Below are 13,613 nucleotides of genomic sequence, written 5' to 3'. Positions count from 1 at the left end.
CTATCTAGTAAATGATCTCATTATAAAACAATCATTTCTATAATTTCGTCTTACTAGATTGTAGCAAGCTTTCCTCTGAAAATCAACAATACTTTGAAGAAAGCTTGCTACATCTTATTAATAATAATTCAATTATTCATTATTTATCGTTAGCTGCAGCAACACCAGGAAGTTCTTTTCCTTCCAGGAACTCGAGGGATGCACCACCACCAGTAGAGATGTGGGTCATCTTATCTCCAAAGCCTAAGGTATTAACTGCTGCCGCTGAATCTCCACCACCAATAATAGTTGTAGCATCAATCTCTGCAAGAGCTTTGGCTACAGCGATGGTACCAGCTGCAAAATTAGGTAATTCGAATACACCCATCGGTCCATTCCATACAACCGTCTTAGCATCTTTGATTGCATTTGCATAAAGCTCACGAGTCATCTCACCGATATCAAGACCTTCCCAATCAGGCTCGATTCCACCGCGACCAACCGTTTTGAATGGAGTATCATTTTTGAATTCCTGTGCTACAACCGTATCTACAGGGATTAGTAATTTAACTCCCTTCTTCTCTGCCTTTTCCATCATTTGTTTTGCATAATCTAAGTAATCTTCCTCTAAAAGGGATTTACCAACTTCTTCACCCATAGCTTTCATGAAGGTATAAGCCATACCTCCACCAATGATTAAGGTATCAACCTTATCAAGAAGATTATCAATTACGGAAATCTTACTGGATACCTTGGATCCTCCTAAAATAGCAACAAATGGTCTCTTTGGATTATTAACTGCATTACCTAAGAACTCAATTTCCTTCTGCATCAGATATCCAACAACACAGGTATCTACATATTTGGTTATACCAACATTGGAGCAATGTGCTCTATGTGCTGTACCAAACGCATCATTTACAAACACATCACAAAGTGAAGCTAATTCTTCGCTGAAAGTATCTACATTCTTAGTCTCTTCTATTCTGTAACGGGTATTCTCAAGAAGAACTACCTCGCCTTCTTTCATAGCTTCCACTGCTGCTTTTGCATTTGCACCAACTACATTATCGTCCTTTGCAAACTTAACTTCTTGTCCTAATAATTCAGCCAATCTCACAGCCACAGGAGCTAAAGATAATTCCGGCTTGGGCTCACCCTTCGGTTTACCAAGATGTGAGCAGAGAATAACCTTTCCTCCGTCTTTAATTAATTTCTTAATTGTAGGAAGGGCCTGTACAAGACGATTCTCATCGGTAATCTTACCTTCTTGTAAAGGAACATTAAAATCACAACGAACTAATACTCTTTTACCTTTTACATTAATATCATCAACTGACTTTTTATTTAACATATACTTACTCCTTTCAATGTAGGAATTATCAAAGAAATCGAGATGAATTATGATAAGCTTCTCATTCAACGTCTATGTTCTGATTAAATAATATAATGATGTCCAAATATGCAATTGAAAGTGCGCTTTACGAACTTTCTATCATCATGCATTAAAATGGGTCCGGCCCTGAAAGACCGGACCCATGATGGATCAATTAAGCATATATCTTATTATGCTAATTCAGCAAAGTATTTAATTGTTCTTACCATCTGGCTTGTGTATGAATTCTCATTATCATACCAGGAAACAACCTTAACTAATGTCTTACCATTCTCCATATCAGTAACCTTAGTCTGAGTTGCATCAAATAAAGAACCATAAGTAATACCGATGATATCGGAAGAAACAAGCTCGTCTTCTGTATAACCAAAGGATGCGCTTGCTGCTGCTTTCATGGCTGCGTTAACATCATCCTTGGAAACCTTACCGTTAACTACTGCTACTAATTCTGTAACAGAGCCTGTAGGAACAGGAACTCTCTGAGCAGCACCGTCTAACTTACCAGCTAATTCAGGGATAACAAGGCCGATTGCTTTTGCAGCACCTGTAGAGTTAGGAACAATATTAACAGCTGCAGCACGAGCTCTTCTTAAGTCACCCTTTCTATGAGGACCATCAAGAACCATCTGATCACCTGTGTAAGCATGGATTGTAGTCATGAAACCTTTCTCGATTGGAGCTAATTTATTTAATGTGTTAGCCATAGGAGCTAAACAGTTTGTTGTACAAGAAGCTGCGGAAATAATAGTATCGCTTGCTTTTAATGTATTCTCATTTACACTAAATACAATGGTAGGAAGATCATTGCCAGCCGGAGCGGAGATAACAACCTTCTTAGCACCTGCATCGATATGTGCCTGAGATTTTGCTTTAGATGCAAAGAAACCGGTACACTCAAGTACTACGTCAACACCAAGCTGTCCCCAAGGTAGTTCTGCAGGATTAGCCTTAGCGTAGATCTGGATTTCTTTACCATCAACAACGATGGAGTTCTCCTTTGCTACAACTGTATCAGCTTTTGCATATCTTCCCTGTGCGGAATCGTATTTTAATAAGTGAGCTAGCATTTTAGCATCTGTTAAATCGTTGATTGCTACGATCTCGTAACCTTCTGCTCCGAACATCTGTCTAAATGCAAGACGGCCGATACGTCCAAAACCATTAATTGCTACTTTTACTGCCATGATAATATTCCTCCTAATTGTTAAAATTTATAATATACTGCCAGAAGACAGTTATTAATCAACTTATGGGCTTAGAGACTTTGATAATTTTTTCTCAAGCAATTTTATTTTACCTAATTTAAGAAAAAATATCAAGGTTTTCTTTGTCCATTTCACTAATATTATCAATCTGTTGACTTTTTGAATTACTTATTCTTTATTTTTGTGCAGTTTTGAATTAATATGTGAAACTAGTTTCTAGGTTGAAATTCACTTTCCACATAATTAACAATATTGAGGGAATGATCTGAGATACGTTCCAGATTAATTAATGCATCTATGAAAATAACACCATTTTCTGATGTACATAATCCTTGAGACAAGCGATCAATATGTCTTTGCCTTAAGGTATCCTTCATGTCATCAACGATATCTTCAAGCCGCTCCACTTCTCTGATATACTCAACATTTTCTGTTTCTCTCGCCCTTATGGCATACTCAAAGGAATCTACTGCTTTATTACAAATATCCTTTAATTCCTCATATGCACTTTCAGATAACATAATATTATTTTTGATTTTCTCAAGAGCCAGTTCAGCAAGATTTTCTGCATGATCTCCAACTCTTTCTATATTCGTAATCGTGTAGAATAAGTCATTAACCAATTTATGTTGTTTTTCTGTAAGGGATAAATTATTGATTTTAACCAGATATTCCGTAATTATTTTTTGATGAGAATCAATTACCTTCTCTACTTCGAGTACTTTCTCTGCCTTTTCTTTGTTGTTTTTTAGTAATGCTTCCACTGCCTCTCTTGCATTGTTTAGCGTGATTTGCCCCATATGCACAACTTCTTTAACAGAGTTTTCAACAGCAAAGGATGGAGTCTCTAATATTCTTTCGTCAAGATGGCGCAAAGTAATATGGACCTCATCTTCTGTCTGTTCCACCTTAGAATCATCAATAAATACTCCTGAAAGCTTTACCAGCCAATTTGCAAACGGAAATAGGATAATCGTATTAGATACATTAAATATAGTATGAAAAACTGATATTTCAATACTATTGATATTAGAAGCTGCAAATTCTTGATTAATTTGAAAGATAATAAACATAATTGCTCCAAATATGGTAGCACCAATTACATTAAATGATAAGTGGATAAATGCTGCTCTTTTCGCTGTTTTATTTGCACCTACACTGGATAATAAAGCAGTAATACAGGTACCTATATTCTGTCCCAGTGTGATAAATATAGCAGAATTCCAATTAACTACTCCAGCCATGGCTAAAGTCTGTAAAATACCAACAGATGCAGAGGAACTTTGTATTATTGCAGTGACGATCGCTCCCACTAAGATACCCAGAAGTGGATTTTTCCCTAGTACGCGAAATGCGTTACTAAATATCGGAGAATCACTGTATGGCTTAATCACATCGGACATAAATTTCAATCCAATGAAAAGGATACCAAAGCCAATAATAATTTCAGCTATATCCTTCTTTTTCTGGTCTTTTGCAAGTAATAAAATAAATGCTCCTATTGCTATCAAAGCCGGTGCAAAAAACTCCGGTTTTAACACCGAACCCCATTCATTCATAGATACCAGCCAGGCAGTTACTGTAGTTCCGATATTAGCTCCCATGATTACACCAACAGCCTGTACCAACGATAAAATTCCGGCGTTGACAAATCCTACGACCATTACGGTTGTAGCAGATGAACTTTGAATTATTCCCGTTACCAAAGTTCCTACAAGAATTGCTATTATGCGATTATTTGTGAGATAACCCAGCAAACGCTTCATTTTATTACCGGCAGATTTTTGAAGCCCATCCCCCATTAAATTCATGCCATATAAAAACATTCCCAAACCACCGGCAAATACAAAAAGTATTTCTAGAATTTCAATCGCACTCATATTTTCCTCCAATGTTAAAATAGCGTATCAGTTCACAACGTTTTTATTTTAACATAACCGTAACGGTCGAATCCATATTAAATTTATAAAGTTCATATATAATTTTTTGATTTTTCAGAATTATTATTACGAATCATATGATATCTATTCACAAAAAAAGGAAGAGTAATCTGGTAGTAGATTTCTCTTCCTTCTTCCCTTCCCCAAAAAATAGTCACATAACGTAAGATAATTTGTTCATTTCTCCATTAACAACAAATATCTAGGATCTTAATTTATATTCTAAGCGTATTTTATCTGCAATGAGAGCAACAAATTCAGAATTAGTTGGCTTACCCTTACCATTGCTAACGGTATATCCAAACAACTCATCTATTGTATCCATCTTTCCTCTGCTCCAGGCAACTTCAATGGCATGCCGTATTGCTCTTTCTACTCTGCTAGGTGTAGTTTTATGACGTTTTGCAATAGATGGATATAATAGCTTTGTGATAGAATTCAACATCTCTGCATCATTCACTGACATCATAATCGCATCTCGTAAGTACTGATATCCTTTTATATGTGCCGGAACCCCAATTTCATGAATGATATTCGTTACATCCGATTCAAGATTTCTTTCCATATAATTGCTTTTATTTTCATAGGTACTAACTCTATGGTTATCAATTAGTTTACTATGGTAGTCACCTTTAACCTGCTTGATACGTGACAAGATTACATTATTGTCAAATGGCTTCATAATATAGTAATTTGCACCTAGTTCAAAGGCATTTTCTGTAACTCCTTCTTGACCTATCGCCGTAATTACAATAAAAGAAGGATTCTTTTTGAATTCGGAATCCTTTCTAACTTTCTCCATTACTCCCAATCCATCTAACTTCGGCATTATCAAATCTAATAATACAACATCCGGCTTTTTCTCTTTAATCATATCTAATGCGTCAATACCATTCTCTGATTTCCCAACTACTTCGATATCGGAATCTTCTTTTAGAATATCTTCTAATAGATTCACCATCCTCTCATTGTCATCAACAATAGCTACGTTAATTTTACTCATTACTCTGACCTCCAATACATTTTTTAATTCTTCTCCATACGCTTTCTCTTGTCCCCTTATTTTTCTTATGTCATTGGGTTGTCCGTATTACACATTTCGCTATTTGTGAATTTTCAAGCAGTTCTTCCGATTTCATGTTGTTATGTGAATATATTATACATCTTTCATTATTTCGCGTCAACAATTATACATTTAGCAAATTACACAAAAAACGTATAACATAATATGACTTTTATTATTAATATTTTACATATTTAGTCAATTATCAACAGCATGATGGAAGTACCACTGATTCCTTTGTTTCACATAGTATCTTAGCAGTTGTAAATTTTTGCCATATATGAATTATATCTACTTCATATCCAACTATCAAATGTTTCTTATCGCACCATTCGACACTGAAAAATAAAGATTATTGCTAAAAAATAATACAACCACAAGATTTTGTATTTTTGTTTATGAAAAGCAGTTTATCTGCTGTTATTTTTCATTTATTTTCCATATTTTTACTCTAATTTCGTCGACCGCTTTTTTAACAAAAGAATTCTTTATTCTAAATTATTTACCATGTTTTCGATAAATGTACCATAGCCTTTCGTTGAATCCTGTATAAATACATGCGTAACTGCACCTATTATCTTATTATTTTGGATAATTGGGCTTCCACTCATACCTTGTACTATTCCCCCTGTCAAATCAAGAAGTCTTTGATCTGTTATTCGAATTACCATCCCCTTACTGTGATTGCTATTGCTTATGTCAACGCTTTCTATTTCAATTTCATAATCCTCTACGTTTTCCTCGATAGTACATCGAATTGTTGCTTTTCCACGCTCTACCTCTTGCTTTAGACCCATCTCCAAAGGTTCAGAAGAAATGATTCGGTTATTATTGATTTCATTCAATCCTATTATTTTCCCGAAGATGCCCTGATACGTATTATTTGTGATACTTCCGAGCTTATATTTGTCACTTTGCCGGATCATACCAATTAATTCCCCCGGTTCTCCTTCTTTACCTTTTATAATTGACATAATCTCCGCCCCATAAATTGTCCCAGCCTTTACCTCCATCAATAAACCTGTATCAATATCTGTGATACCATGTCCTAATGCACCGAATTGTCCATCTGGTGAAATAAATGTCAGAGTACCAATACCCTGGGTATTGTCTCTGATCCATGCACCTATTTTATAACTACCGCTTGCCGTTCTGACGGGAGTTACACGAACTGTTATCTTTTCCTCGTTTCTTCTTATTAATAATGTAATGTCTTTTCCATTACAATTTTGTATTTCATTAATTAAATCTTTTTTTCTGAGAACAGGAGTATTGTTTATTGCAAGGATATAATCTCCGGATTTAAGTTTGTTCGTAATCGGTTCATAGTTAAGCCCATCCTCTCCCGTAATTCTTCCACTTCCTAATACAAGGATTCCATCTGTTTCAACATAGATTCCAATTGGGTTTCCACAAGGTATTAATTCAGAAGCTTCGATTACATCTAATGATATATTCTTAAAATTGATAAGACCGAATAGTTTTAGATTTACACTGTATTTTCCTTTTCGAGATGATGTTAATCTGAAAGGTTCGTTTAGATTGATCTTTATCTGATTTGATGGTACCTTTAGATCATTTACACTGATAGCACCAACCTCTTCTGTTTCAATATTGGCTTCCATCGGTATATTAAAATCAAAGTTTTCTTCCGTATCCACCATAATTTTGATTTCATCAGGAATGCTACTAACGAATTTATAATAAACTAAGAATAATAATACTAAAATATTAAGTAATAATACGTATATTAGTACTTTTCTGTACTTTTTCCTAATCCTCATCCTTTCACCTCATACCTTTTTCTATGCACGAATCCTGTATGATTGCATATATCTAGCAATAACTATATTAGAGCAATCAAAAAAGGATATACATAGTATTGTATATCCTCACTTTTTTAATACGTTATTTTGCTCATTTTAAAGTTTGTATTTTTTAGTAGTGTCTGCCAGCTCTTTCATCTCTCTTGCACTTTCACGAACACGATCTGTTATCTCTGCACCACCGAGAATTCTTGATAATTCGTCAATTGAAGCTTCCTTATCCAACTCCCGAATCATAGTCTGTGTTGTTGTTCCATCTGTTTGCTTTTCAATGATATAATGCGTATCTGCCATGGCAGCAATTTGTGCTAAATGTGTGATACAGATTATTTGATGATGTTTTGCTATCGTGGAAAGCTGTTCGGATACTTTCTGTGCTGTTCTTCCGCTGATTCCAACATCAATTTCATCAAATATCAGAGTCTCTATCTCATCCTTATCTGCTAATACTGATTTTATACCCAGCATTATTCTGGATAATTCGCCACCCGAAGCTACCTTCGAAAGCGGTTTTAAAGCTTCTCCCGGATTGGTTGATATGATAAATTCCCCCTCATCATAGCCATTGGAGGTATAATTCGGAAGTTGTTCAAATACTATATCAAATTTAACATCGAGAAAGTTTAATGCAACCAGTGCTTCTTTTATTTTCAGAGTAAGCTCCTTTGCCTTTCTTTTTCGAATCTCTGAAAGGGTTTCACATAATCGATTAAGACTTTCTTCCTCTTGAATTAGTATTTTATTAAGCTTGCTTCGGTATTCATCATAATCTCGATATTGTACAAGCTTTGTCTCACATTCTTTGCCATATGCAATTATTTGATCTATAGAATTGCCATACTTTGCTTTTAAATGATTTATCTGATCAAGACGTTTGGTAACCTCATGCAGTTCTTCCTCCGGGTTCTCCATGGCAGATAAATATTGGGATAAATCCCTGTTAAAATCATTTAATAGACCATCGATATCAGAAACCTCGTTCAAAAAGCCCTGAATAGTTTCATCATATTCTGCCAGCTTCATGAGAGTACGTAAGGCTCGTCCGATCGCATCACCAGCAGAAGCTGCCTCATATCCGGTAAGCTGATAGACTGTCTGTAATCCTTCAGATATGGTATTAGCGTTAGATAGTTTTTTGTACCGGGCTGTCAGCTCCTCATCTTCTCCTGGGACCAACGCAGCCTGTTCAATTTCATTCAGCTCATACTCCAAAAAAGAAATCTCTCGCAAGCGTTTCTCTTCATCCATACCTGTCTGATCAAATTCCTGTTTCGCTTTCACATAACGTTTATAGCATTGCTCCAGCTCCTGCTTTAGTTCTCCAATTTCGTCCTTCGCAAAATGGTCCACGATTTCCAAATGCTTTGATTTATGTAGCAATGACTGGTGTTCGTGTTGTCCATGGATATCAATCAGTAATTCAGCAATGGTTGATAAAGCAGCTGCAGTAACATTCTCCCCATTAATCTTGGATATACTTCTTCCCGACATGATTTTTCTTGAAATAATAATCTGATTATCATCCATTGGAATATCCAGCTCATTCATAGCCTGTAATACTGCTTTATCCTCAGTTTCGAATACTAATTCTATGAATGCATAATCCGCTCCATTGCGGATCATATCTTTACTGATCTTCGCACCAAGTGCAGCATTAACTGAACCAATAATGATGGATTTTCCTGCTCCAGTCTCACCGGTCAATATATTCAGATGGTCTTTAAAATATACTTCTACTTCATTTATAATAGCAAAATTCTTGACATGCAGACTAACAAGCAATGATATCCCTCATTTCCTTCTGATTTCCGTTAAAACATACGTTCTGCCTTCATTCTCATTCTATCATAGGAAAATTTGTTTATCAATCCAAACTTTCTACCTTGTCGAAAACTACGAATATATTAAAGCCTATTATACAGACTGCACAAAACTACAGATGAATATATATGCACCAATATTAACCTCTCTGTTTTTAGTTAGACTTTTGACACTCTAATCTTGTTGAAAAAGGGCTGTTTCATAATGTTCCATCAAGTACTATGACTTACCTCACACACAGACGGAAGTAACTGCTTTTATATGTCTTAGGCGGACATAAAAGTTTGCCTTATCCATATAAAAGCAGTAATATGTTCTTCCGACAGTGCATTATGGTAAGTCATAGTACTTGATAGCATATAATGCAACAGCCCTATATCAATCAACTCATGATTTATTTGATCTTAGTAACCTTCAGTTTACATACCAGCTTACGTCCATTTACATGAGCTGTAATGGTTGCTGTTCCGGTCGCTTTTGTACTGACTGTGACACTGTTATTACCACTTCTCCTAAGTACTGCCACATTAGGATTATCAATGTCCCATCCCACAGAGGAATTCGTACCTTCTACCGTTAATACATATTCTGTATATTGCTCAAGGGTTAAGCTTGTTCTGCTTAAACCAATTACGGTTACTTCAATTGTTGCTGTCTTTCCGGAATCAGTCATTACTGTTACTACTGCTGTTCCGGTCGCTCTGGCAACAATCTTTCCTGTCTTACGATCTACCTGAACAATGGAAGCATTATCCGTACTCCAAGTATGACTATCTGTTGAAGTCGCAGGACTTATTACGACCTGTACTGTCTTCTGCTCTCCAGGAACCATGATAAGCTTCTTATCCATTACGGTAACACTGGTAGCAGGCTGACGGTCACGAATTGTAACATAGCAAATTGCCTTTTTACCACTGTTATCCTTTGCTTCTGCTGTTATGGTTACTTCTCCTGATTTGATGGCTGTAACCACTCCATTATCATCAACAATTGCAATGGAGGTATCACTGGATTTCCATTTTGCTGTTTTAAAGGTAGCATTGTTAGGTTTTATCGTTGCTTTTAAAGATTTTCTCTCACCAACCAGCATGGATAAATATCCTTTATTCAGAGTTACACTGGTAGCAGGGACTACTACTCTGATTTCACAGGATGCTTCCACTTCGGTTCCATCCTGTGCGATTGCCGTAATGGTTGCTTTTCCGTATTTAATACCGGTTACCTTACCTTTGGAGTTTACAGTAGCAACCTTTGGATTACTGGATACCCACTTAACTGTCTGGTCTGTTGCTGTCTCTGATATCACAGTAGCTCTCAGCTGAACTGTTTTGCCAACACCTATACTGTAGCTGTCATAATTGAGTGTAATCGAAGTAACTGGCTCTCTGACTGTAACGATACAGGTAGCTGTATGTCCACCATCCACAGTAGTACAGGTAATCACCGTCATACCACCTGCTTTACCGGTTACTTCACCATCTGCATTTACCGTTGCAACCTTTTCATTTGAACTCTTCCAGGTTACACGAAGATTGGTAGCCTCACTTGGTGTTACTGAGGCCTTAAATTTCACTGTCTGACCAATATAAACAGTCTTCTCAGAAAAGTTTAGAATCACTCCTTGTACTGGTTGGCTAACCGTAACCTTACAGAATGCGGTTCCACCGCCTTCTGTTTTCACAAAGATAATTGCTGAACCACTGCTCTTTGCCTGTAATTTACCATTTCCATCTACGGATACTACTTTATTATCAGTAGTCTCCCAGGTAAGCTTCACTTCCGTACTGTCTGCCGGTGATAACGTTGCTTTTAATTGATAGCTTTCACCAACCTTAAGTGACAGGTCAGAGGCATCTAACTTAACACCGGAAGCTACACGGCGTACAGTAACTGTACAATAAGCAGTATATCCACCATCTGCCGATCTAACAATAATTGTCGCCGTACCAGGTCCCTTCGCAGTAACTTTACCGGTAGCGTCTACGGTAACGATCGCATTGTTAGAAGATGACCAGGTTACTGCACTATTTGTTGAATTTGCAGGGTTGAGTGAATAACCTATTTTTGTTGTTTCTCCCGAATACATCACGATTGATTTATTCGTCAGAGTAATCCCTGTAACAGGAATCTGTATATTAATATTACAAATTGCTCTTGCATTGGGGTTATCTACTGAAACTGCAACAATGGCTACCGTACCTGCCTTCTTAAATTCAACCAAACCGTTTTCTGTTACAGTTGCCACTGAAGGATCAGAAGTTTCCCACACAATATCTTTATTAACTGCATTCTCAGGACTGACAATGGCACGAAGCTGAAGACTCTTCTGAGAAAATGCCATGGTAACGTTTGTTTCCGATAATGTAATCTTATCCACAGGCTGATGAACAGTGACATGGCAATATCCAACTACTACATTATCCTGATTAATTGCTGTGATAACAGCATGTCCACCTGTACTTCCTCCCCTAACCGTAGCGGTGAAACCATTCACTCTTTCAATGCTTACGATATCTGGATTCGAGGATTTCCAAACAAGCTTCACATCGGATAAACCTTCCGGGTTAATTGTAGCTGTTATTGTATCGATTCCGTTAATAGGAAGGGGTAATTTATCCGGCGTCATTGTAATGGAATTCATGGTCGGTTGTACAGTAACTTCACAAACTGCTCTTTTTGCGACACCGTTGATAACCTGAGTTGCAATAATTCTTGTAGTACCTGCTTTTGATGTTGCTGTAACCAGACCCTTTGAATCCACTGTCGCTATACTGGGATCCTCTGAACTCCATGTAACGGGATATCGGGTAATATCTTTATTCGTTAAGATCGCATCAAGTAACAATGTTCCATTTGCCGGCATGGTTGCTTTTGATGTGCTTAAGGAAATTCCGTCTATTACTGTAATATTAATGGTCATATCCGCTGGCGAACCAGAGAATAATTTCGTCGAGGGATCGTATACAAAGGTGAGCTTTACCTTACCTTCACCTCGAGCGGTTATAATACCGTCTGAATAGCGTACCACATTGGTATTGTTCGGATCATAAATTACTGTACTGAATATATTATCTGAAGGAATGTTAGTATTTGTAAACAGGCTATAGGTATCACCCACTGACATAACCACATTCTGATCTTTAAAATTTATTGGTACTTCAATCTTCATATATGCATACGGAACGTTCGTTTCTTTATAAAAATCATCCGCTGCAAACGCATAGATTTCATAAGTACCGGCCTTCACATTATCAAAGAGGATATTTCCGAGACTAACTGTATATGACATCTTACCCGAAGAACCCTCTGGTATTCTTTGATTGTTACTGCAGTCATATATCTCCCACTTTAACTTAGCAGCATTATTCGTCTGGGTACTGATAATAAAACTGGAAGGAACATTCTCGATTGCACTTGCCGTATTGCTTTCACTGGAGTGTTGTGTTGTAGTACCAAACCTTATATCAAACTCCGGTTTTACAACGACCCTCAACGATGCTTCCATTGGGTCACCAACGATACTCCTGACCGTTATAGTCGTCGATCCTGGACCTACTGCTTTTACAAGTCCCTTATCCACCGTTGCAACACTCTCATCCCCACTTTCCCATATAACAGCTGGTATAGAAAGGGAGGATCCGGATACCGCAAGCGCTTCACCCTGTGCATTATAGGAAACTCCTTGAAGGAATATCCGTTTCTCACTGTTTGATGGATCATGAGGATCCAGGTATAAAACCTTATTATTACTAATCGTAATTGTTCGTAGATCTGTCTTAATATAATCAATAGCCAGATTCACTTTTATTCTACAGTTGATAACCTTCTCTAATCCATCTTTCCTCATGGTTGCTGTAATAGTAGCATACCCGGGGCTTTTTCTTATCAATCTTACTCTATTGGGAGCTCCTGTTGTCTGGAAAGTGACAATCCCATGCTCAGAGCTTGACCACTCTACATCCGGTGGAACTGCCCACTCATCCGATGTAACAATCAGATCCACATCGTCATCCGTCATCACATATTCAGAACCATCGTCCCGTTTGACACCCTCAAATTTAAAATAAAAATCAGGTAATGTCGTTGCAGAAGCCATTGCTTCCCGGTCCGAAAAGCCAAGAAATGCAATTGTGAATAAAAAGCCAAACAAAAACGTTAAGCCAAGTTTTCTCATATTAGTCATACGTTACCTCCCAAAAACCTTATCATATTGAATATATCGGCAATAATATGGATTTTATTAGCTACTTTAGTCAAATTATACATGTAATATTTGGCACTTCTGTGTCATTATATGTTGGAAAAGCAATAAAAAATAAGGCGATGGAAACGATGTCTTTGTCTGCCGAAAATGCCTATCCGGGCCAGTAATCCGTCGTTCTC

Annotated in this window: 7 protein-coding genes; all 7 read right to left on the bottom strand. The window is 37.0% G+C overall.

Annotated features, from left to right (window positions below):
- Window positions 1-139: 139 nt before the first annotated feature.
- Window positions 140-1,333: a phosphoglycerate kinase gene (locus H0486_RS06035; RefSeq protein ID WP_228352145.1), complete on the bottom strand. Its 1,194-nt coding sequence runs from the start codon at window positions 1,331-1,333 to the stop codon at window positions 140-142.
- Window positions 1,334-1,545: 212 nt separating this feature from the next.
- The gene (gene gap / locus H0486_RS06030; protein ID WP_228352144.1) at window positions 1,546-2,559 is read right to left on the bottom strand and encodes a type I glyceraldehyde-3-phosphate dehydrogenase; all 1,014 of its coding nucleotides are present in this window, start codon (window positions 2,557-2,559) and stop codon (window positions 1,546-1,548) included.
- A 230-nt stretch (window positions 2,560-2,789) separates the two neighbouring features.
- On the bottom strand, window positions 2,790-4,460 hold the full coding sequence (locus H0486_RS06025; protein ID WP_228352143.1) for a Na/Pi cotransporter family protein: 1,671 nt from the start codon (window positions 4,458-4,460) through the stop codon (window positions 2,790-2,792).
- Between the two features lie 262 nt (window positions 4,461-4,722).
- Window positions 4,723-5,523, bottom strand: coding sequence for a sporulation transcription factor Spo0A (gene spo0A, locus H0486_RS06020; protein WP_228352142.1), 801 nt, complete (start codon window positions 5,521-5,523; stop codon window positions 4,723-4,725).
- A gap of 548 nt (window positions 5,524-6,071) precedes the next feature.
- A complete protein-coding gene (spoIVB, locus tag H0486_RS06015; protein ID WP_228352141.1) occupies window positions 6,072-7,367 on the bottom strand; it encodes a SpoIVB peptidase in 1,296 nt (431 codons plus the stop codon).
- Between the two features lie 138 nt (window positions 7,368-7,505).
- Window positions 7,506-9,191 carry a DNA repair protein RecN gene (gene recN / locus H0486_RS06010; protein ID WP_228352140.1) on the bottom strand — a complete coding sequence of 562 codons (1,686 nt, stop codon included), beginning with the start codon at window positions 9,189-9,191 and terminating at the stop codon, window positions 7,506-7,508.
- Between the two features lie 433 nt (window positions 9,192-9,624).
- Window positions 9,625-13,413, bottom strand: coding sequence for an Ig-like domain-containing protein (locus H0486_RS06005; RefSeq protein WP_228352139.1), 3,789 nt, complete (start codon window positions 13,411-13,413; stop codon window positions 9,625-9,627).
- Between the last annotated feature and the right edge of the window lie 200 nt (window positions 13,414-13,613).

Source organism: Variimorphobacter saccharofermentans, from assembly GCF_014174405.1.
Lineage (GTDB): Bacteria > Bacillota > Clostridia > Lachnospirales > Lachnospiraceae > Mobilitalea > Mobilitalea saccharofermentans.
Note: the sequence above shows the minus strand (reverse complement) of the source record. Positions and strands in the feature narration are given on the sequence as shown.

What these genes read in the sequence shown, in the direction of transcription:
- H0486_RS06035 (WP_228352145.1), bottom strand. Translation starts at nt 1,333, where the DNA reads ATGTTAAATAAAAAGTCAGTTGATGATATTAATGTAAAAGGTAAAAGA.
- gap (WP_228352144.1), bottom strand. Translation starts at nt 2,559, where the DNA reads ATGGCAGTAAAAGTAGCAATTAATGGTTTTGGACGTATCGGCCGTCTT.
- H0486_RS06025 (WP_228352143.1), bottom strand. Translation starts at nt 4,460, where the DNA reads ATGAGTGCGATTGAAATTCTAGAAATACTTTTTGTATTTGCCGGTGGT.
- spo0A (WP_228352142.1), bottom strand. Translation starts at nt 5,523, where the DNA reads ATGAGTAAAATTAACGTAGCTATTGTTGATGACAATGAGAGGATGGTG.
- spoIVB (WP_228352141.1), bottom strand. Translation starts at nt 7,367, where the DNA reads ATGAGGATTAGGAAAAAGTACAGAAAAGTACTAATATACGTATTATTA.
- H0486_RS06005 (WP_228352139.1), bottom strand. Translation starts at nt 13,413, where the DNA reads ATGACTAATATGAGAAAACTTGGCTTAACGTTTTTGTTTGGCTTTTTA.